The 21,244-nt window shown below is 44.0% G+C and carries 27 protein-coding genes; 8 read left to right on the top strand and 19 right to left on the bottom strand.

Going from position 1 to position 21,244, the window contains the following annotated elements; all coding sequences use genetic code 11:
• Position 1 precedes the first annotated feature (1 nt).
• The 16 genes from DFP76_RS09435 to DFP76_RS09365 all read right to left on the bottom strand — a co-directional run bounded on the left by DFP76_RS09435 (position 2) and on the right by DFP76_RS09365 (position 11,386).
• Positions 2–1,156, bottom strand: a complete 1,155-nt coding sequence (locus tag DFP76_RS09435; RefSeq protein WP_113874391.1) for a baseplate J/gp47 family protein — start codon at positions 1,154–1,156, stop codon at positions 2–4.
• The gene (locus DFP76_RS09430) at positions 1,153–1,464 is read right to left on the bottom strand and encodes a DUF2590 family protein (protein WP_113874390.1); all 312 of its coding nucleotides are present in this window, start codon (positions 1,462–1,464) and stop codon (positions 1,153–1,155) included. Before DFP76_RS09430 ends, DFP76_RS09435 begins: the two co-directional genes overlap by 4 nt.
• Complete coding sequence (locus tag DFP76_RS09425) at positions 1,464–3,518, bottom strand: phage tail tape measure protein (RefSeq protein WP_113874389.1); 2,055 nt, start codon at positions 3,516–3,518, stop codon at positions 1,464–1,466. Before DFP76_RS09425 ends, DFP76_RS09430 begins: the two co-directional genes overlap by 1 nt.
• A gap of 7 nt (positions 3,519–3,525) precedes the next feature.
• Positions 3,526–3,654, bottom strand: coding sequence for a DUF6890 family protein (locus DFP76_RS18390; protein ID WP_394178493.1), 129 nt, complete (start codon positions 3,652–3,654; stop codon positions 3,526–3,528).
• Positions 3,655–3,662: 8 nt separating this feature from the next.
• On the bottom strand, positions 3,663–3,995 hold the full coding sequence (locus tag DFP76_RS09420) for a putative phage tail assembly chaperone (RefSeq protein ID WP_113874388.1): 333 nt from the start codon (positions 3,993–3,995) through the stop codon (positions 3,663–3,665).
• Positions 3,996–4,004: 9 nt separating this feature from the next.
• Entirely contained in the window at positions 4,005–4,247 is a 243-nt protein-coding gene (locus DFP76_RS09415; protein WP_113874387.1) for a hypothetical protein, read from the bottom strand.
• A gap of 6 nt (positions 4,248–4,253) precedes the next feature.
• On the bottom strand, positions 4,254–4,739 hold the full coding sequence (locus tag DFP76_RS18110; protein ID WP_181799820.1) for a hypothetical protein: 486 nt from the start codon (positions 4,737–4,739) through the stop codon (positions 4,254–4,256).
• Positions 4,739–5,140, bottom strand: coding sequence for an N-acetylmuramoyl-L-alanine amidase (locus DFP76_RS09405; RefSeq protein ID WP_113874386.1), 402 nt, complete (start codon positions 5,138–5,140; stop codon positions 4,739–4,741). The genes DFP76_RS18110 and DFP76_RS09405 overlap by 1 nt, the downstream gene beginning before the upstream one ends.
• Positions 5,141–5,596 carry a phage protein gene (locus DFP76_RS09400; protein WP_113874385.1) on the bottom strand — a complete coding sequence of 152 codons (456 nt, stop codon included), beginning with the start codon at positions 5,594–5,596 and terminating at the stop codon, positions 5,141–5,143.
• 2 nt (positions 5,597–5,598) lie between these two features.
• The gene (locus DFP76_RS09395; RefSeq protein WP_113874384.1) at positions 5,599–6,708 is read right to left on the bottom strand and encodes a DUF2586 domain-containing protein; all 1,110 of its coding nucleotides are present in this window, start codon (positions 6,706–6,708) and stop codon (positions 5,599–5,601) included.
• Position 6,709: 1 nt separating this feature from the next.
• Complete coding sequence (locus DFP76_RS09390; protein WP_113874383.1) at positions 6,710–7,399, bottom strand: hypothetical protein; 690 nt, start codon at positions 7,397–7,399, stop codon at positions 6,710–6,712.
• A complete protein-coding gene (locus DFP76_RS09385) occupies positions 7,392–7,847 on the bottom strand; it encodes a phage tail protein (protein ID WP_113874382.1) in 456 nt (151 codons plus the stop codon). The genes DFP76_RS09390 and DFP76_RS09385 overlap by 8 nt, the downstream gene beginning before the upstream one ends.
• Positions 7,844–8,347, bottom strand: coding sequence for a head completion/stabilization protein (locus tag DFP76_RS09380; RefSeq protein WP_181799819.1), 504 nt, complete (start codon positions 8,345–8,347; stop codon positions 7,844–7,846). Before DFP76_RS09380 ends, DFP76_RS09385 begins: the two co-directional genes overlap by 4 nt.
• Positions 8,348–8,448: 101 nt before the next feature.
• The gene (gene gpM, locus DFP76_RS09375; protein WP_113874380.1) at positions 8,449–9,390 is read right to left on the bottom strand and encodes a phage terminase small subunit; all 942 of its coding nucleotides are present in this window, start codon (positions 9,388–9,390) and stop codon (positions 8,449–8,451) included.
• A gap of 18 nt (positions 9,391–9,408) precedes the next feature.
• Entirely contained in the window at positions 9,409–10,446 is a 1,038-nt protein-coding gene (locus tag DFP76_RS09370) for a phage major capsid protein, P2 family (RefSeq protein ID WP_113874379.1), read from the bottom strand.
• Positions 10,447–10,510: 64 nt separating this feature from the next.
• On the bottom strand, positions 10,511–11,386 hold the full coding sequence (locus DFP76_RS09365; RefSeq protein WP_113874378.1) for a GPO family capsid scaffolding protein: 876 nt from the start codon (positions 11,384–11,386) through the stop codon (positions 10,511–10,513).
• 177 nt (positions 11,387–11,563) lie between these two features.
• Between DFP76_RS09365 and DFP76_RS09360 the strand changes: the two genes are divergently transcribed.
• Positions 11,564–13,375 (top strand): terminase large subunit domain-containing protein, encoded by a 1,812-nt coding sequence (locus DFP76_RS09360; RefSeq protein WP_113874377.1) that lies wholly within the window; start codon positions 11,564–11,566, stop codon positions 13,373–13,375.
• Positions 13,376–13,383: 8 nt separating this feature from the next.
• Entirely contained in the window at positions 13,384–14,466 is a 1,083-nt protein-coding gene (locus tag DFP76_RS09355) for a phage portal protein (RefSeq protein WP_181799818.1), read from the top strand.
• Here DFP76_RS09355 and DFP76_RS09350 read toward each other — a convergent pair.
• Complete coding sequence (locus DFP76_RS09350) at positions 14,446–14,751, bottom strand: hypothetical protein (RefSeq protein ID WP_113874375.1); 306 nt, start codon at positions 14,749–14,751, stop codon at positions 14,446–14,448. The genes DFP76_RS09355 and DFP76_RS09350 overlap by 21 nt on opposite strands.
• A gap of 155 nt (positions 14,752–14,906) precedes the next feature.
• Here DFP76_RS09350 and DFP76_RS09345 point away from each other — a divergent pair, with 155 nt between their 5' ends.
• The 5 genes from DFP76_RS09345 (at position 14,907) to DFP76_RS09320 (ending at position 18,393) form a co-directional block, all read left to right on the top strand.
• On the top strand, positions 14,907–15,641 hold the full coding sequence (locus tag DFP76_RS09345) for a DUF7217 family protein (RefSeq protein ID WP_113874374.1): 735 nt from the start codon (positions 14,907–14,909) through the stop codon (positions 15,639–15,641).
• 165 nt (positions 15,642–15,806) lie between these two features.
• Positions 15,807–15,986: a hypothetical protein gene (locus DFP76_RS09340; protein WP_113874373.1), complete on the top strand. Its 180-nt coding sequence runs from the start codon at positions 15,807–15,809 to the stop codon at positions 15,984–15,986.
• A 560-nt stretch (positions 15,987–16,546) separates the two neighbouring features.
• Positions 16,547–16,663, top strand: a complete 117-nt coding sequence (locus DFP76_RS18425) for a DUF7217 family protein (protein WP_484177320.1) — start codon at positions 16,547–16,549, stop codon at positions 16,661–16,663.
• A gap of 409 nt (positions 16,664–17,072) precedes the next feature.
• On the top strand, positions 17,073–17,354 hold the full coding sequence (locus DFP76_RS09325) for a hypothetical protein (protein ID WP_113874370.1): 282 nt from the start codon (positions 17,073–17,075) through the stop codon (positions 17,352–17,354).
• Positions 17,355–17,733: 379 nt separating this feature from the next.
• Positions 17,734–18,393, top strand: coding sequence for an AbiU2 domain-containing protein (locus DFP76_RS09320; protein WP_147084190.1), 660 nt, complete (start codon positions 17,734–17,736; stop codon positions 18,391–18,393).
• Between the two features lie 184 nt (positions 18,394–18,577).
• Here the strand turns inward: DFP76_RS09320 and DFP76_RS09315 are convergent, their stop codons facing one another.
• Complete coding sequence (locus DFP76_RS09315; protein WP_113874368.1) at positions 18,578–19,099, bottom strand: hypothetical protein; 522 nt, start codon at positions 19,097–19,099, stop codon at positions 18,578–18,580.
• A 216-nt stretch (positions 19,100–19,315) separates the two neighbouring features.
• On the opposite strand from DFP76_RS09315, the gene DFP76_RS09310 reads away from it, so the two are divergent.
• A complete protein-coding gene (locus tag DFP76_RS09310) occupies positions 19,316–20,632 on the top strand; it encodes a hypothetical protein (RefSeq protein ID WP_113874367.1) in 1,317 nt (438 codons plus the stop codon).
• Positions 20,633–20,666: 34 nt separating this feature from the next.
• On the opposite strand, the gene DFP76_RS09305 is transcribed toward DFP76_RS09310, so the two are convergent.
• Entirely contained in the window at positions 20,667–21,236 is a 570-nt protein-coding gene (locus DFP76_RS09305; protein ID WP_113874366.1) for a KilA-N domain-containing protein, read from the bottom strand.
• Positions 21,237–21,244: the final 8 nt, after the last annotated feature.

Genomic DNA, 21,244 nt, shown 5'->3' with positions numbered 1-21,244 from the left:
CTCAGCCCTCGACCACACTTAGCGAACTTAAACGAGGAATGGCCAGCTCAGACACAATACTGGTAAGACTAAATTCCACATCTTCTAAGCCCTCTACTAAATCAAAAAGCTCCCCACCCAAATTGGTAAATGAGAAGCGAGAAAAGGGCTCTGTTTTCGTCATCTGATAGGCAGCATTCCCACGAAAAGCCGCGTAAATCGCGTTGTAAATCACCGTTTTTTTGGCTTCTTTTTCTTCATCTAATAACGTGTCCGAAAAATACACTGTGGCCGTTAAATCATGCTCAGTTTCAGGCATGGCATACGCGATTAAATCATCACCATGGCCGTGGTAGCCTTCCGTAGAAATCTGACGGTTAATGGTTTCAAGGTAGCTTTGCGCTGGCGCATTTAACTCAAACAATATGTAAGCATTGGCGGTACCTGGTCCTCGTGGTGCGTCGTGCTGAAACCAGATATTTTGCTCACTAACTCCTACCCAAGATGAAATCAAATACTTATAAACGCCGTCCGTGTGGTAATGACTTAGCGTATTGAATGCGTTACGAATACGGGGCCGATAATCTTCAATGTCTTCCAAATCCGCCCCGACTTTATCAATCCAATTATCAGGGTTGTTAACACTGATTCCGTCCAAATCACAATTTGAAAAATAACCTGGCTCTAGGTTATATGCCGTTGCTGCCGTTTCCGATGTAACGGACACAATCAAACCCGCTTCACCGTCTTCAAATACGGCATCTACATCGGTCATCACCCTGTAAATGGTGTTATTGATTAAATCGGTATAAATCACGGTACCAGCCGGAACATTGAAAGCTCCCGCCGTATTACTTCGCGTAAATACGACGCGGCCTTTCAAAAACTGGGCTTGCTTACGTGGGCAGTTATAACTATCTCCCCATAGCTCAATAAAGGATTCACCCACTGTTTTTAAGAAAAACTGCGGCATGACATTTCTAATCAGTAATTGCACAAGCGACTGCACAGGCTTTGTGGCTATCGCAGAAATAAGCCGCCAAAATGGTGAATAATCAGAGTTGTTAGCAATGGTCGATCCCGACTCAGAAAGAACCGTTCGAAACTCTGCCGTTATGGCCTGTTCCGTTGTGGGTACTCCGTTATCAACCAATACCTGCTCAAAGTCAGTTGTCATACCGTCACCGTAATGCGCTCACCGAAGACGGTTTGCGCTTCACACATTAACGAATCACCATTTAATGCAACACTGGCTGTACCTGGGTAAACGCGCTCATCATTTTCCATTTGGATTTCAATGTCTGTGCATAGCGCGGAAATGGTAGTTGGGTTGCGTTCACCAATCAGTTTGAATGCATAGGCTTTTTCACGGATCATGTGGCGCAAGTCTTGTGCGACACAATCCCCACCCGACACCAAAAGCGGCTCGCCAATAGCGGACAAATCCAAATCATCATCTTTGATTAATAAATCAATGCTCGCCATTAGCCCGCTTCCATTTCCAATTGATACATAAGCTCGTCACCACGCACACCTTGGCCATGGTTGTTTACTTCTATCTTGTCTACTTGAACCGACTTCTTAGAACCACCAAACATATTGCTAATGGATTGAAACAACCCGCCAGATTCCCCACTGCTTTGGCTAGAACCTGTCCCTGGCAGAGACACCATGCTGTTTACTGTTTCAGAGTGACTAACGGCTTTCGACACCACTTCTTGTGAGGTACTGTTTTCAACATCAATACCCGGTATCCAACTTAGCTTTTGTTTCAGCCAATCCACCTTGTCACCAAGAAATGCGAACGGATCAAGGGTGTTTAACCAGTTTTTGAAATTGACCCACCACTGCTTAATGGATTCGAACAAATCAATCCGTAAGTCCCATTCAGGCATGAACGACACGGAACCAAGCCAGACTTGAAAATCTCCCCACCACTGTTGAATGGGCTCAAATATCGTAGTATTGGCCAATGCCGACATACCAGAAAAGAAACGCTTAACCGTTGCAGTCACGTCATCCCAATAAACAACCAAAGCAACTAGCGCGGCAATCAATGCGACAACACCCACCACGACCCAAGTTAATGGATTCGCCAATAAAGCCGCCGTAAACGCCCAAATAGCTGGCAAGCTTGTTAGTATTCCCGTCTTCATAGCCATAAAAACACCGGCCAACGCAGGACCATAAAGCACATATGCTAATAAGGCTGTTCTTGCTAACCACAGTGAGGCAGTCCATACCTTCATCACTAATTGCGCCCCCCAAACAATGGGCTTAACGATGATAAAGCGCATCGTCAGCCCTACCATGGCATATCGGGCCAAACCAATTGCAATACTCATCAAGCCAGCGATGGCCACAAAGCCAATGAATGCTGTCGCCGCCAAACCAATGACTTTAGTTAGATGTGGGTATTTGTCTGTCCATTCCACAATCACCAAAGTGGCGCTTGTAATGGAATCAATAAATGGATTAATAGCCGGTAATGCTTTTTGCCAAACCGCGATAGATACACCTCGAATACCCGCTGCCACCTGTGCAAACGGATCACGCATGGCCTTAGCCATATCAATGGCTTTTTGCATGCTGGTTATGTTGCCTAGCTTGTCTATATCGCTGCTAAGCTTGCCAATGTCATTCGACATTAACTTAATGAATGACACCGCCTGATCGGACCCAAACGCGCTACTAAGTACATCTTGCACTTCTAATGCATTGAGCCCTTTGGTTTTGGTGTTAATCATTTCAAGGATTTCAACAATCGGAAGTAGCTGACCGCTTTCGTCAGTAAAACTCAAACCCAACTTACCCTGAGCATTGGCCAGCCCTTCCAAGAAAGCGCCGTATTTTGTACCGGACTCTGAACCACTCATGGTGGCTTGCAACGTCCCTAATACCGCCATTTGCTCATGAAGTTTTACCCCCATAGTGGCGGCATCCGCTCCAATGGATTCGAACGCGGCCGACATTTCTGGCCCCGTTGTTTTAAACATCTGCACCGCTTTCGCAGTTTGTCCCGCCAACATTTCTACCCAAGTGCCCTTGCCCATTTCATTGGCTTGGCGCTTAAAAATGCCATACATAGAACCGAAGTAACTGGTAATGTCGGTTACATTTGCCTTTGTGGCTTTTGCCAACGTACCGGCAGCCGTAGTGAACCGCGGCAAATCGTTATCCACTAAACCATCAATGGCCGATTGAATATCGTATGCAGAACGCACATAACCGGCTGCTTGGTCACCAAACTCAATCGAATATTTGAGCCCCGCTTGATTAAGCCGAGCCAGTGTTTGATCTGCCACTTCCAACGAGCGCACTTCATTCAGCGCGTTGTTCATGTCATTTGCCGGGTTGACCGTGGAAGCAAAAGAGGTTGATGCTGCAATTAACGCAGTTACCCCCGCTGCAGTATTCATAAAGGCTTTGCGGGAGTTATCCGTTACATTTTTAATGGTGCGCTGAATGCCTTTCATGGGCGCAGTAATGCGATCCAATAAACCGATTGTCAGCATCAACCTGTCTAACCCTCGCGCCATTTTTCACCTACCCTGAAAAAGCCTTATTAATGCCATTTGTTATGGCTGCCGTGTTTCTTTCCAATTCACGCCCTTCTAACCACAATGCTCGACCTAAGTTTTCAAACGAGTCATCAGCATGTGGTAGATGGCGCATTCTGAGTGTTACGAGTTGCTCAAATCCGTTTCTTTCGATGAATTTGCAGAACTCGCTCGCATCTTTACCACTTTTGGTAAATCGCTGGTAAAGTCTTCGGTAATGACTCCCACGGCTTCCATGACCAAAGTAGACTTTGGATTGTTGTTGCCATCGACCAGCATGCTTTTTAGAGTCGCGTGCTGCTCTTGCTTAACCGTGTTGGACAATAAGTTATAAGCTCCCATTGTCACCTTGCCGCCCGCCATCGAATCTACAAACTTGTTGTACTCTCGGTTGGTCACCGTGAATTCAAAGTTCTCTGTTCCAATCGTTACCGCGATCACTTGTGCTTCAGACATACCTTCCCCCTATTTTTTAGCGTCATAGACCTGCTTAAAAAGGTCTTCAATTTTCCGTTCAAGCCTTCCGGCCAGATCATTAATCTCATTTTTATGAGCGTACTTTTCCGCTGCATCTATCTTGTGCTGCATCAGGCCGCGTTCATTTGCTGAAATTCGATTGAATAAAAATGCCAAGAAGCCGCCCAAGCCACCGACAACAGCCGACAAAATAAACATAACGATGGTCAGTTCTGCTTGTGACAGCTCCATAAACACCTACCCTTTTTTGACTTCAAAAAACTTAGTCATCAGCGGCATCACATTTTTAATCGCACGCTCACCAAACAAAAAGCCAAGCACTAACACGTTAATTACCATCAGCGCGCTTTCTTGCTTTTGCGACAATGTTGTCCACTCTGCAAACCACATAAAGTCCATGTATAAGGTGGCAAAGCCCCATACAGGACGCTGCAAGCCACGCAAGAAAATCATTACCGGACCGAAAAATGGAATGGCTTTTAAATCGCTCGCCGTACCTTCTAGCTCTGCAATTCGTTGAGTTAAATTTTTCTCGGCTTCACTTGTTGCGTCATCAACTTGCCTTTGTGCTTGCAATTGAAAATCACGAAGCTTTGCTTCCAACTCCGCTTTTTTATCTGGCGATAAATCCGGCGGAAAGTAGTCTTTTACCAACCCTGCAATCGATGACACAATTCCGCTTTCACCTGTAAATAAGCTTTTCAAACCGCCTAAAATACTCATCAATCCAGACTCCGTTTTTTCACCTCTGCCCACCACGCTTTCACATCGAAATTAGGACAGGTTTTGTGTGTGTTTAAATCGCAATGACCAACGATCTGCGCCTCTGGGTATTCAGCATGTAAGGCCAAAAACAAACCTTCTAGTGAGCGCATTTGCTCGTCGTTAAATTTGTCTCTACCCACCAAGCAAACACCCAATGATTCATGGTTGTATGGATCAGCATGAGCGCCCTGCCAATACACTGGGCGACCCGCTTCGATGTCACCATCTAGCTTGATGACTGCGTGATAACCAATCCCATCCCAGCCGCATTCCAAGTGCCAACGGTGAATGTCTTCTGCCGTTGTCTCTCGGCCATTTGGCGTATCAGAACAGTGGACAACCAGATACTTAATCTTCATCTACAGCCCCAACGTCTCGATGAAGTTTTGATCCGCATAAGGCACACCGTTGATTTCAACAAAGCGCGAATCGGTTACCGTGTACGGAATGGTATGCTCCAGTTTGTCGCCGCCATCACCGCTGGCATCTAACAACTTGCTAATGCTCAACTTGCAACCGTAAGCTGCTGTCTTTAAGGATTGATCAACCGTTTTACCAAGCCCGATGATGTCAAATGTACCTAGTTGCTGGACCGACCCAACCTTGCGAGCTTCTTCAATCACACGGTTAAAGTTTTCAGTATCCAGCGTGATTTCACCGCTGGCCGACAATGTGCCGTTTACATGGCCATGCGGCACGCCCCGGGTCGTCACGGCTTTGACACCGTCTTCAATGTTGAGCGTAAACTGCTTCACATTGATCAATGACGTACCCAATGACACGTTTACATCCATTCCAGAAATATGATGTGGCATTTCTACACCTCATTGCTTAGTTCTAATGCCACTGTCGCAGCAATGGCTTTAGGGCTGTTATATGGTCGAATCAACAGCCCCACCTCTACGTTTGTTCTGCTTTTCCAAGTGATGGCGACATCACCGTCTTGCGGTGGTTTTACGTCACCTGGTACCGTATTTTTCCCGACAAAACTGGATTTACTTCGATTAATCAGTGGACGCATAAAATAGGCTTCATGAGCCGCAACCGACGTGGGTGTATTGTTCAACCCTCGATCCGCAATCTTCTTAATACCTAAAATGCGTACTTCTCGCTTACACACATTCACTACACGACAATTTTCAATCACTGCAAAATCACTGGCTTCAGGTGCCAGCGTCATACCATCGCTGCAATAGATACCGTCATAATCGGCATACACTTGTGGCACAGTTCCGCGGGCATCGTTCAGTGCTTTTGCATGACTCATATTGAAAGTAATACCGTCTTTATCCACTGGTAACGTGGATAAACCCACAATGGCACCGCTGACCACACGCATTGGCGAATCCGCAATGGATTGATCTTCATGACACAAGCGGCCACAGTAAGTACCCAACCAGCCTGAAAACACTTCTGGTATCAAAGACAAAGAAGGCGCTGCTACGCCGTCTTGCAATTCGTCAAAGCTGGCAATGAAATCTGCCCATGTTGTTGAGGCATCCATAACCGATGTCACAGCAAACCAATGAAGATATCGGCCATACTGATTTTCAGCGTTCACCACTGCCACATTCATGGCGTCTAACTCTTCTTGTGTCGTCACTGGGTCTGTCACCACAACCGCTTCACACACCAAGTTATTAGCCATTGCGGAATCGAACGAGGTTTGCCATTCACCAGCGGTACCCACTGGCATAGCAATGGCCGTCCAGTTTGTGCCGGCATTCTGTCTTGCTTTTTGAATGGTCGTTTTGAGCTTGCTGGCATTCACGCCTAACACTTCGTCCAAGTCTGTTGTTTGGTCGATGTACTGAACCGTCCCCGCGTTTTTCCCGGCCAACCCGATGAATAAAAATTGGTTCTCAGCGCTAGTAAAATCGCCGTTTCCATTGTCCTGACTGCTAACGCTAACGCTGCCTAATGCCATGTTATTTGCCTCTGCTTAGTTCTGCTTTCATGACGTCATGCGCCATTTGTTTTACCCATTGCGTGTCGTTGGAAAAGAACTCGCGGGACGGCAATACTGTTTGCCAGCTTTTTACTCCGCCTTTTCTTCCACCCTTGCCATGCTTCAGTTCGTTTAAAAGTCCGAGCGCTTGCCACTTCGTTAGATTCTCAACGATGTATCGACGGCTAATTTTCTTTCGTTTGCCATCCTTATCTCGCTCTCGCCAACGGTACCCAAACCGCATAATGGCATTTGCTTGCGCCATACTTGCTGGCTCAGTTCGCCAATCCGCTTTTTGTTGTTCGCTCATCTTTCTGGCATTAAAGGTTCGTGTAATGCCTTCTTGGTGCTCATTGGCTACTCGGCCCATTTGCGCATTTTTAAACCCAACGGTGATGGCGTTGCCTTTCGTTCTTTGACGAATATTCGCGCCCTTTACCAAGCCACTTAACATCAACCCTTTGCGTGTTCTGGGTTTACGCCTTTGCTTAAACCTTTTGCCTTGCGTGCTACTTTGATTTTTTACGTTCTTTCTGGACTGCTTTTTTACTTCACGTCCCATTTGATCAAGAGCTCGCTTTTTTCTGTGTCTTGGTAATCTCAACATCTGCAATTCTGCATTAATGGCATGTTCGCCGCGCCAGAATGCTTGTAGGCCGCTGCTATTCATTAACGCCCATCAAATCAAACGACTCAGCCACATCATGAGCAGAATGGACTAGCGCCCATTTCTGGCCGTTGTATTCAATGTTTCCCTGATAACTGGGTGAGATGTACACGTCTTCTTCAAACATCAACGTAATCTCAACGTCTGCTGTACTGTTATCCAACACATCGAACACCACTTTTGGTTCTGGCTCTTTCATGGCATTGCGGTCATCGTTATCCGCTAACCAGGTAATCAAGCGAGCATGCAAAACCTCAATCGGATATTTTGTGTAGGCAAAACGCTCAATCGAAAACACCGCTCTGTATTCCATGGTGTAAAGCAACACGCTGTTACCATCAAAGCGACCACGCGTGATTTGCTCTAACTCTTCCACCCATGCATCAAATTGCTCCTTACGGAAACAATGGGTTGATTCTAAAAACTCGCGTAACGCGGCCATTTTTTTCATAATATTGATGCCCTAAAACCATCGGCATACTTGCGGCGTTTCGGCACAGCACCATGCGCTTCCGCAATCAGTAGAAGACGCTTAGCAATCCAATCTATGTTGCGTTGGGCATCTCCTTTCCATTCCGTCACAATGATCTCGTTACGCTCGCCTTGTATTTCTGCTGCCGCTTTTCGTCCAACAGTTTCAAAGTATTTAATCAATGCTGAACGTGCCCACCCCATAACAGCCGCTTTGTACGCTGGCACCAATTCGGCATTCACTTCAGCTAAACTCTCCGCGTCTTTCACGCTTTGCAAAATCAGCACAAAGTCCAATAACTCTTCATTCACATGTCGAATGGCATTATTCAGCTCAAATACCATTGGGGCTTCGTCGTACTCATCTGGTAAGCGATAGGTTTCAATAAATACGCGCACACTAATATCTGGAAAGAACCCATTTGGGTTTTCGATTTCGGTATCTGTTGCGCTGCTATCTGCTTTACCGTTTAAACTCACGCTCAAGCTCCAGTTTGTTTAAAACACCAACCATCCGGTTTTGGTAATGGACTGACTAGCAGCCAAACCGCCACCGCTGTTGATGGTTGGTGGGGGAGTCGTTATAGTTTTAACTTTGCCTGTAACTCACGAATGCGCTTTTTGGCACCCGCCTGTGGGTTAATGTCCATTGCGGTTTCATAAGCATTAAGCGCCGGTTCATATTCTGCTAAGGCGTCTAAATGCTTGCCGTAGATGACATACATCTTCCCTTTGACGACTTTGTTCAGTTCCCACTTCTCGGCTTCCATGGCTTCAATTAATTGCTCAAGGTATGGCCCCGATGACTTGTGAGCATCTAACTGAGCTTTGGCCCAGTCATACACCTGATCACAAACAAAGGTGGCAATGTTCGAATTGAAACGACCAGGCATTAGCTGAATTTTTTGTGAGACCAAATGAAGTGCCAGTGGCATAGCGCGGCCAATGTCTTTCAGGTCAAACAGCCAGATCATTACCCACACCGCGACAATGTTTGGATAACGAGCACCGGATGAAACAAAGCCGTTCACAAAATCTTCCAAGCGTTTAATTGCTTCCGCTTTGTATGGTGCTCGCTCTTCAATGTCTTCCACACTGGTTACTTCATCCATCAAACCAACCAACATTTGCTTGTGGGTTTCCAGTTCAGGGTTCCCCACAAAGTCCGATTCATCATCCAGTTTTTCTTTAATCGCTTGGATTTCGGACTCAGCATCGTCAACACGGTTTTCAAGGTCGCTGACATCGTCTTTTAAGTTTTTTAGATCAGCTTCTGAACCATCACTACCCGTCGAATCGGCTGGTGTATCGACCACTTTTACTTCAGCTTTCTTTTGCAACTGTTTGCGTAACTTCGACACAGTTTTTGGCTTAGCATTACCGCCTTTGGCCTCACTTTTATGCGCGCCCTTTTGCTTGTTCAGGTTCGCCAATCGATCCATCTGGCGTTTTTTAATCAAGTTCATGCTGGTTTCCATTTGTATGGGTTTAATCAATGGCACTTGAACAAAGCCAAATGCCATTTGTTAAACCAAAACGTGTTATTCCGCTTCTGCTTCTGCTTCTTCGTATTGGGTAACATTAGTAATGATGCCAATGGCTTCAGGCTCTTCAACGATGTAATCCACGTTTTCAGAGTTGTAATCTTCCACTCGGCTACGCGTTGGGTTGTCTTTGATATGACGACGCAACGACCCTTCTTGCAGGTAAATGGAAAGGTTTTCTGGGTAAGTCACAATCACGGTACCGGAAGGGAAAAACGGTGGTGTAACGGCTTTTAGTCCAGCAAATACCGCCATCACTTTGTTGTCGTTTACTAGAACTTTTTCTGAGGCTTGATCACCATTCGCGGCCAAACTGTTCAAGCGATAATCCGCCATCAAATCAGAGGACACAAAAGCCATTAATTGGGAATCATCACGCAAGTGTTCTGGAATCATCTGCTTAGCCGATTCCACAACCACATCTAAGTTGCGCATGTCCGCATCCATATGCCCAAAGGTCAAACCGTCTTCATCAATTTGCTCTGCCGCTTCATCACGCACTTTTTGAATCCAACCTTTGTTGACGTCTTCGCCATTCGGGTTCTTTTCTGGATCGGTTTCAGCCGCAATGGACGTACCATGCCAACCAATTCGGATACGATCATCCGTCATGGCCTTGCGATAAATACTGGAATACAACTCTGCGTATTGTTGCGGTGTACGGTTGCGCCATTTATCGAGCTTGCTGTACGTGATATGTACATCCACTTCGGTAAACTGACATTCATAGCCGGACTTACTTTCACTGACGACGCTGGACGTTTTACGGTCATTGCTATCCGTATTGGTTCGTTTGGTTAGCAATCCCGAAACCGCCAACCCCACTTTTTCACCTTTGATTTGCGCTACCGTTTCAACGTTGATCAACTTTAAGAACCACGCGCCATGCTCGGCCGCTTTTTCATAAAGACGCTGTTGAACAGACGGTTCTACTTCAAACTCTTCGCCAACGGCCGCGTTAACCGCTGCGTACACCTGATTCAGATACGCCTTTAAGCGGGTTTTACCTTGTGGAGATAGCAATGTTTTAGCCATTTTCGTTTCCTATTTAAGATTCTCTTTTAGCGGCTCCCCAGACGCTTACCCAATGATTGACCGCTTAAACGATCTCAAATGTGGTTTCTGTTTCCCCCGTACCTTTTGGCGGAGCTTCGGTTTTGTCTTTCATCGCTTTGGCAAAGTCGTCTTGCAGTGCTGCGAAACTTTCTGTTAGGTTTTTTAGCGTTTCGGCTTGCTCTGAAAAGGCTTTCTTTTCGTCTTCAAGCGCCGTGATTTTGTCTTTTAGCGCTTTGATTTCTGCCGCGAATTCGTTTGGCACGTCGTCATCCGCTGGCTCATCTTTTGGCGTGAGTGCGTCAAGCTGGTTTTTAAACTCAGCCAACTCGGTTTGCAGCTTTTCGAAAGCGGCTTTTTCTGCTTCTGTCATGGGTTCATCTTCCTGTGCTGGGGATAGTTTGAATAAACGCTGAAGAAGGTTTGGACGCTTTTTGACCTCCGCTTCCAACTCTTCGTCTGAGGGTTGGTTATCAAAGCTCAGCGTTTGGCTTTCTTCATTTAAAAAAATTTGTGAGTGTTCGCCATTTTGGCTAAAGGAAAGTTGCTCTGTACCAAGGCTGGCTGGCTCGTCAGTAATGGCGAGATGCATGAGATAAGCTTTGCCTGTGTCTGCAAAGTCTTCTATCACTCGAATAGAGCTAAATAGCTTTTGCTTTGCTTGATTCAGCGCCAATAGCATCTTGTTTGGTTGTAGCTGGGCAAAAAGACACAAACGGCCTTTTGCATCTTTCTCAGCTTTAAGCGCTACCACTTGGCCATAATTGCCATACCAACTGTAGTGATCTTGAAAAATGTTGGCGGTGTATTCGTCCGTGTCATAAGTTTCGGCCATGTCTTTAATCCACTGCTCTTTGATCTCGCGACCATCCACAGTGGGACCAGACGTTGCCACTTTGAACCACTTAGAAGACTTTGCCATTTTTCGCCCTTTTCCCGTTCCTATCACTCAGTTAAAACACTCTGTGATTGCAACGATAAGCAGCCAGACACGACCAATCCAGCGGCTAAAATCCGAAAAATTGCGATAACGCCATTATCACAATGGCTTGTATTTATTAGCGTTATTGCTGGCTTTCATGGCAGCTAATATGGCGCCATGGCACACTCTCAAGACGTTATTGAATATGCAAGACTGCTGTATATCCGCGCTCATAAACCCGCGGAGATTTCGGCTCGCCTTAATGTTTCAGAAAGAACCGTTTATGGCTGGATTGAGAAATTTAACTGGAAAGAACTGCTCGCCTTCGACACGGCAGAAATCGAAATTACACGCCGCATTAGCACGTTAACTAATCGAGAAAATAAGACCAAAGAAGAAATCCAAGAGTTAAATGCGCTGTGTCGCACCTTTGGTACCTTGCGACAAGACCTAGCAAAAGCCGAAAAGATCATGGCCGAAGCCAAGGCCATTGCCGATGGTAAGCCCGATGCGGTAGCCGGCGCAGAACGCCGCAATAATCGACGCGGGAAAAAGAAAGCCTCGCCCAAGAATGACATTAGCAATATAGACCTGTCTAAATTCGATACATGGGCGGCTGAAAACCTATTTGAATATCAAAAACTATGGCGAGCAGTTGCGCATGATCCTGACTTACGTCGTAACCGCTTCATTCTGAAATCACGCCAAATCGGCGCAACTTACTACTTTGCATGGGAAGCCTTTGAGGACGCATGCAAGAACGGTGAAAACCAAGTCTTTTTATCCGCTTCAAAAGACCAGGCACGAATTTTCAAAGCGTATATTCAAGCCTTTGCACGCAACACTTTTGAGATTGAGCTAAAAGGCCAAGATTCCATCGAGCTAACCAAAGACGGTAAGACGTGGGCCACACTGTATTTCTTATCAACCAATTCCAGCACAGCACAGGGCTACCACGGCCATTTGTATGTGGACGAAGTGTTTTGGATTCACGGCTACGCCAAGTTGCAAAAGCTGGCGTCCGGTATGGCTGCCCATAAGAAATGGCGACGTACTTACTTCTCTACGCCGTCTAGCTTGCAGCACCCCGCTTATGAACACTGGAGCGGTGAGAAATTCAACAAAAACCGCTCACGCAAAGTTGAGATAGACCTAACAGACGCCACTTTAAAACAAGGCTCTCTTGGCGGCGACAAAATATGGCGTCATCTTGTGACCGTGGAAGATGCGGAGCGTATGGGCTGTGATCTATTCGATATTGACGAACTGAAAGCGGAATACAGCAAAGCGGACTACGAAAACCTATTTGGTTGTAAGTTCGTGGACGACAACGAAAGCGTGTTTCCATTCAGCACATTACAGAAATGCATGGTCGATGCATTCAGCAAATGGAAAGACGTGGATTTTGATGGCGACAATCCTGTATTCCTTCGCCCTGTTGCCATTGGCTATGACCCCAGCCGAGTCCGAGACAATGCCGCTTTGGTGGTACTGGAAATTCCACGCACACTGGCCGAGAAATGGCGCGTCATTGAAACGCATCAATTCAAAGGCATTACCTCAGAATACCAAGCCGCCCGTATTGCCGAGATATACGAACGCTTCAATGTGGTTTGGTGTGGTATCGATGTGACCGGCATAGGTCACGACACCTTCCAATGCTGCTTGGATTTAAAGCTTAAGCATGTCGTCCCTATTTTCTATTCGGTGTCCGAAAAAACCGACCTGGTCACAAGGGGTAAACGACTCATTGACGGTGGACGTTTTGAATACGACATGGGCAACAAAGAGCTTTCTCAGTCACTCATGATGATTCACCAAATCACCACACCAAATGGCTCCATCACATACGGTGCCGCACGCAACAGCAGTACAGGCCATGCCGACTTAGCGTGGGCCGTGTTCCACGCCATGCAAGCCGAAAGACAGTTTGTTAAATCGAAAAAGCCCGGAAAGAAAATCAGTAAAGCGCGGGTTGCAATTGGATGAAGGACAATATGATGAACACAACAAAACCACGCCAACGAGTAGACCGTCTGTATACCAGCGTTATGAACGGTGGACTCATGCCCCAAAAGAAAAAGAGCAAAACTCGCGCTTTTAGCTTTGGGGACCCAGAACCGGTGTTAGGCAACCAAATAGGTGATTATCTCGGCGTGTTTGCCGATATGAATGGCTATTGGTACCTGCCACCGGTGAGCCTAGCGGGACTCGCCAAAACCCTGTATGCCAATGGTACCCACGCCAGCGTGTTGGAGTTTAAACAAAACCAACTCTTGGCCAGCGTGCAAGATAACCCAATGATTACTCGAGCAGAATTTAGGGGAGCCTTTAAAGACTTTGAAGTGTTCGACAATGCCTATTTCCTAGCGATTCGAAATTGGCTAGGCGGCATTAATCGTTACGTTCGCCTCCCGGCCATTAATGTTCGAGTCGGCACCGACGACAACTATTTTTTGCTGCAATCCGATGGCAGCTTTCTTGAGTACCCCGCCAGCGACATAATTCATCTAAACGGCGGTGACATTCGCCAAGCCATCTATGGTGTGCCAACCTACTTTGCAGGCATACACAGTATTTTACTTGGTGAAGCCGCTACCCTTTTCCGCCGTAAGTATTACCTGAATGGCGCGCATTCGGGCTATATACTGGTTACGTTTGATTTGGACGATGACAAAGCCGACGACATAGAACAAGCCATTGTCCAATCTAAAGGACCCGGCAACCATCGTTCACTCTTCCTCAACATGGAATCCACCATTTCGGGCAAACCTGGCTACACCAAAGACCGTGTTCAGCTGCTCCCCGTTGGGGATTTTGGCAACCGGGATGAATACGACAAGATCAAAGAAGTCACCCAGCAAGACATTCTTAACATGCACCGTGTACCCGCAGGGCTTGCCAGCATTATGGCAAACAATGCCGCAGGCCATGGTGATTTAAAGAACGTGCGTGAGGTGTATTACGATTGTGAAACCATTCCCAAGCAAGCGATTTGGCAAGAGCTGAATGAACGCCTACTCACCCGAGGGCGAGTAGTGTTCAAAGAACCGAGATGGTTACATATTAAGGAAATCTAACATGCCAAATTTTTTCCCAGTAACCCTCTCTACGTACGGAAATAATCTAAAAGCTTCTTCAGTTGCATTGATTAACATTTCCCTATACAACTTAACAACCGGATCAGTGCAGTCATACGGATCAAGGAAGCTCTCTAGCTCCCTTTCCGCAAGCTTTTTCCTAGCTTTTTGCAGCTTAACCTCCGCCATTACGAAATTGTATTTATCTTGGTCAGAGAGACTAGGGTTATTCATCACAGCTATAACTTTTACTAAGCTATTAAGGTTAACTTTTCGGTATATCATTATGATCTCCTATTTCAATCATATTGGTTTAAAAATGAACCCTCTAAATAAAAGGGCTTATTTCTATTTATGCCAATCGATCATTTTTGATTTCAGAGCTATCAGTAAGCTATTAAGTGATAGTGATTCACATGGATGGATGAAGGAGTTTTGTTATGGGGCTTAATTTCAGCAAAGGAGCATTTAATGCATTTGCCGCAGGTAGCCCATTTGAAAGCGTGACCATGAGCAAGGCCACCGCGACCAATCGCCAGTGCGGAACCTTACGCACGCGGCTTGATAAATACTTACCCGTGGAAGGGGAAACGGTTATTGACCCTACGCTACCCGATGCCACGAAAGTCACCAACTGCCAAAACGCCCTGCTCAATTACGGTACGGGAGCCAACACGCTAAACGCCCATGTACAAACACGGTTGGATTCTTTACTGGACGACTTACAAGTGGCCAGTGCGGTGAAGTCTGTAGACAGTTATTTGAATGATGTGCCAGACAGTTGTGCCAACATCAACACCATCATGGGTACCGCCGCAGGCGCAACAGATGACTTGCTCGCGACATCGAGCGACATTTTGAATGAACTGGACCAAGGGATAACAGATTTTGATTCGGGCACTATGGATAAAGCCGACTTTGAAGACTTGTTGGATAGAGTCACCGCCGAACTAGGCAGTAACTTAACCACCATGCTGGGTATGATCAGTAATGAAGTGACCATGGTACAAAGTATGTACGACACACACAGGCAAATGGCGCAGTCATTTAAGCTGGCTGGTTTGATTGATGACCCGTGTGTGAGGCCGTTTTTAGTGAGATTGGCAGGGCCAGAGTTGAGTCAGGTGCTAGTGAGTGATTTTGGGGTTGGGGATGTTGAACAAATCGATGTTTAAGACTACCCTTCCATACAGATAAAGATAGAAAGAGTTAGACAAAGATAGACAAAGATATATCAAACGAATCAAAGCCATTAGGTTATTCAATTAGAAAGCATACCTACGTTAGTAATATACTATGTATTAAATTTGATAAATCCCGATTCGGGAAGTGAGTTTCAAATGGCTACTACATCATTCGACAAAAGCTTTGTCATACAGGATAGAGAATCTTCAAAACGCTTTATGAAGGCTGTTGCACAGCCACGCTTAGTGGATGTTGAAGACAAAGACCTAAAAGCAGAAAGCAAAAAAGGATTACAGCTATTAGCACGACGCTTCAATCTCTCTCAGAAATCCTAGCCGATCCTGACACAGGGCAAGAAATTGCACTTGCCCTTTTTGCTGATTTTACTTGCCCACCAAATGACGACGTCCAAGACTTTTTATTAAACAAAGCCATTCGCTTCGAACAAGAAGGCACAGGCAACACACACCTTATTTTAGATGACAACGGCTTTTTACTGGCCTACTTTACCGTCACTTTCAAAGACATCAAGATACATCCAGACACATCTAAAAGCAGAGCAAAAAAGCTCAAAGCCAAAAACAATACTGTCAGCACCTATCTAATAGGCCAAATCGGTAAAAACAAGTCCATAGCAGATAACCCAATTGATTTAGAGAAAATTCTAGCTGATGTCTTTGTTGTTATTAAACAGGCTCAAGCTTTAGTGGGTGGTAGAACCATCATCCTAGAGTGTGAAAATAACGAAAAGTTAATTCGCCTTTATGAAAGCCAAGGCTTCGATAGGCTAGATATTGCTCAAGATCCTGAAGACAGAAACCCTCTCGTTACTATGTTTATATCGATCAAATAGTGCTGTTAAATTCCAATTTTGTAACGTGTCACGCTTGCATCATTGATCCAAGTAGAAGCACTAATAAATGACCCGTGTGTAAGACCCTTTTTGGTGAGATTGGCAGGGCCAGAGTTGAGTCAGGTGCTAGTGAGTGATTTTGGGGTTGGAGATGTTTGATAATTTCAAATTGATCGAGATTTGTGAGCTTTTTCCGTGCAATAAAAATCATCACATTGTGACCATAAAAAATTGTGAAAAAAAACCTTTTCTGCGGTTGCTAAACTGCTGTTCAAAGAATGATCAAGCAAGAAAGGTTAGTAACCACTTAGTTATGGTAACTTTCTGGTTTTTGCGTTTTTTTCAAGCCTTGATTTTGAATCCATTGAGCATCAAAATAATTCTTGTAAGCCTTGATATACGTGGTTTACAAATAAAAAAGGCCTCAATTTAGAGGCCTTCGATGCAAGAAAGACAATGGAATACTCCAAGATCTAACTGCGCTTAGGAACCGTTAGGATAGGGTCTTATAGTAACGCCTTCAAGCTTTCTTGTGTAAATTTTGAAATTTAATACAGGAAACACGACTATGAACAATCTGTTTATTTCTTATGACTTGAATTCACCAGGTCAAGACTATACAAAAACTCATGAAGCTATAAAGTCTCTAGGAGACTGGGCAAAAGTCCAAAAATCTCTTTGGTACTTGAAATCACAATATTCAGAATTACAAGTTAAAAACACGCTATGGGCAGCTATGGATCGAAACGATTCTTTAATCGTTGTTAACGCAACGACTAACTGTGCTGCTTGGGAAGGCTTAGCACATCCTGATGTATCGCAGTTCATTATTGACGAGTGGAGCAAATAGAAACTACTAATAAAAAGGGGCCACTTTGGCCCCTTTAATATGTGAAAATTTACTTCCAATACTTTTAAGCTTCCAACTCTTCTCTTGGTACCAACCCAAGAGCTTTTAAACGGATTCGCATTGCTTTGCGTCTCGTTGGATGTGTCGAACGGTTTCTATGTTGACTAGGGATTTGTTGTGTATGGGTATCATGTGTATGCCCATTTCGTCCACATAAAGTAGGCAACGTGTGCCAATGGGCAAGCCTGAGATGATGTTGTTTAGGTTAGTTGTTGTAGGCTGTTGGTTTGTTATCTGATCAAAGGCGCCCTAGTAAATGAGCCAAGGAAAAAGAGTTAATAGTATAGATATTGATTAAGCATATTTAAAAGGTAATTGCATGGCTAGAACGACATCGTGGGAAGATTTTTTTAAGGAAAACCCTTCAATGGAACATTTAGATCCAATGAACGCTCTCGACTTTAACTTATTAGATGTTAATCAAGAAGACCTTCAGGTTCTCAAGAGCGTCTTTTCAAATGTTTGTATTGATTTAACGCTTTACATGCAACTGTTTGGAGAGGATGAAAGCTGTAATGAACTAAATGAATTTAATAGTTTTGTCTTCCCGTTAATTCAAAAGGCATATTTAGAGAGAATTTGTATCAAAGTTGCAACGCTTATGGACCCAGCAGCGAGTAATTGGGGGAAACAAAAAAACTTGTCACTTTGCCAATTCATTGCACAAACTGAATCAGAATTATTAAAGGGTAAGTTTGAAACGCTAAAAAAGTTTTACATTGACTCTGGCATTAAAGATTGGCGCAACAAGGTACTTGCGCATTCAGACTTATTAACAGTTTCAGATAAAGAACCTCTTAAAGTGAGCTTTACGCTTGATCAAGTAAATGACTTTATTGAAGGTATTCAAAGCTTTATTGATATGATGAGCGATCCACGATTAGCCACAGATATTTCAGTGGTTTTACCTTATGACCGAAGTGGGGTTGCATTTGTAGCTAAAATCAAACAATGTAATATGAGAAATAAAACTAAATAGAAGCTTTAAATGTTGCACCCGCTTACCTCAATCAAAACGCCCCATCACTGAGGCGTTTTTCTTTAGAAATGATGATGCACCCCAGTTCTTTTTTTAAACTTCGAGCACAGTGTTTTATGACTTTCTTTCGAATAGTATGTTTCGGTAAACTCGGAATGACATATTTTTCAAGAAAAATTATATTTTATTTGCTTTCTTTTCTTTTAGAAAAAATCTGTTGAAGAAACATAGCTATAATAGCCACAACCAATGTCCATAAAAGTGTCTTATCTGATGAAAATCCAGAGTAAATTTTATCTTCAGCACGTATAACTTTATTATCAATTTTATCAAGATCGCTTAAGATACGATCATATTTTACATTTATTTCTCTTATCGTAGCTAATGTTTCAGGGTCATCTCTAAGTATCGACATAACTTCTTTATTTTTTTCCTCAAGTACCAGAAAACTCATTTCTAAAGTTTTTATGCTCCCTGAAACATCAAGGCTCTTAGCTCCTGATTCTTCACTAATCACTGATTTTATATCTGCTATCTCTCTTTCTAGGCTTTTAATACTTTCATCATGAATAGATATATTATCCTTTTGAACTAATATAGCTCCCCATTGCTTATTATTAATATTTGTCAACAAAAAAACTGTAACAACAACAGAAAATGCAATGGTCATAATTTTTTCAAGAAGCTTATCTATGTAATTCCACATTTAATAAAAACCTGTCTAATAATAGTTAAGAGTATCTCTGATACTTTAGCATTTTCCTTCAAAACTTCATCATATTTATACTTTAAGCTTTAATTTTAAAGTACCTTTTATGATGATCTCTTCTCTCAACTCTAAATGTCGATTTTGTAAAATTGTGACGTGTCACGCTCTTAAAAATAGCCTATATTCAACTGACTGCTAGATTAAGGAGGATATATGGAACACTCAGATATGCGTCGGATGATGCAAGAAGCGCTTGAACTAAAAACCGGTGAAGTATTTGAAATCATCTATCATGGAGGAAGCTCACCAGGTAGCCGTCGAACTATCATGCCGTTAAAAGTAGATAAATATACTGTTTACGCTAAGTGCTTTGCATCAGACGAAGAAAAGACCTTCCGCTTTGATAATATGGAACTCGCAGAAAACAGCGATGCTCCAGCATGGCAACCATTCGACCATCAAAAGGCCGACACATTGCCCAACGAGAAAAAAACAGGGTTTCTCGCTTCAGCAAAAGAAGAATACAAGAAGACCAAGGAACCCATGAGTAAAAAATCTATCTTTTTTATGGCGCTATTCTTTGGCCTCATTGCTGGATATTTCTTTGGTTACATTGGTTTTATCATCGTTTTTTGTCTGTTTGTTTATGTTGGCATTGACAATAATAGTAAGCTAAAAAAGAAAAGTGTAGCCCCACAAACTCAAGTCCAAACCACTGTCTTTGCACCAACTAGCACCAGTGGAAACACTCTTTCCATTGATAGTCAATCTACTAGAAGCACAGATACAAACAACCTATCAAGTAAGACAAATTTTACTTCGGTTCCCACTCCCACCACAAAAACAGAAGCACGCCAGATGGTTAAGGAACTCGAAACTGAAGAGGATGTTCGTAACTTTGTACTCTCTTGCGAGGAAGCCCAAGACAATCTTTATGATAACCACGACTTAACAGAGAAACAGCTAGATAAACTTTCGGACTTACTTTCTGATGCAATGGACTTAGCGGAGTTCAAAACCCTTGCATGGCAATTTGTACCCGATGCTTCCCCCCAAACCCCTTTAGAAGAATTAAAATTAGCTTACAAGGTTTTTTCTAATGATGAATATAAGTCACTACCTAAGAAGTTTAAGCAAGATAATTCATGGTTAGAGCTAACTATTGGGGATGAGCCAGACCTTCCAGACGAATTTTTAGCAAACCTGATCGGATTTCGTGAAATTGTCGAATCCAAATTATCAGACGATCAAATGATTACCGCCATAGATAACTATCTTTCTGAACACCCAATATTCATGGAAGAATACTTTGGCGAACTTGATGAAGATGCAAGCCTAACCCATGGCCAAGAATGGTTTGCTTCAAAACTGTCTCAGCTTGGTTTACCCGCTGCATGGGAATTATTCGCTGAAGGTTACACCACTATTGAAAAGTGTCTGGAAATTGACCCCAATGAGTTTATTAAACGTCGTGGAATCGGCCCAAAGAAAAAACAACAATTAATAGAGTTTCAAGAGAAGCACAGATAAACCAAAACGCCCCATCACAGGGGCGTTTTTCGTTTTATAGCAAGGGTTGTTTCAATTTCTCTAGGCTGTATTCACCTGATAAGGCCATGAGCCGGTGGCGGAAGTCGTCCACTGCGTTTTTGAGCAGTTTGGCGTCTCGCTGGATGTGTCGAACGGTTTCTATGTTGACTAGGGATTTGTTGTGTATGGGCATCATGTGTGTGCCTGTTTCGTCCACATACAGTAGGCAACGTGTGCCAATGGGCAAGTCCGAGATGACGTTGTCTAGGTTTAGGTTGGTTGCTTTGGGCTGTTGGTTTGTGACCTGATCAAAGGCGCGAATGACATGAAGGTGGAATTTCGGACTGATCCACATAGCGTAAGCGTAGACCAGTTCTTTACAAGCCCAAGTGCCTTTATTCGCTCCACCTCTAACAGCTTTAACACTGATACCCATTTCTGGGTAACACTCAATCTCTTGTATTAATTCTTTAATTTTTTCAGTTCGGATAAATCGATTTGGTTCATGTCGCTTTTCATTACCAGATGCCTTATGAAGGTCATTTAGAGAATAGAGTTCATCATGAACACGAACATTTCTAGAAAGGATTGTGAGATTTTCCATAGCGTTTA

Origin of the sequence: Marinomonas aquiplantarum, assembly GCF_003314975.1 — a bacterium.
Classification (GTDB): domain Bacteria; phylum Pseudomonadota; class Gammaproteobacteria; order Pseudomonadales; family Marinomonadaceae; genus Marinomonas; species Marinomonas aquiplantarum.
Note: the sequence above shows the minus strand (reverse complement) of the source record. Positions and strands in the feature narration are given on the sequence as shown.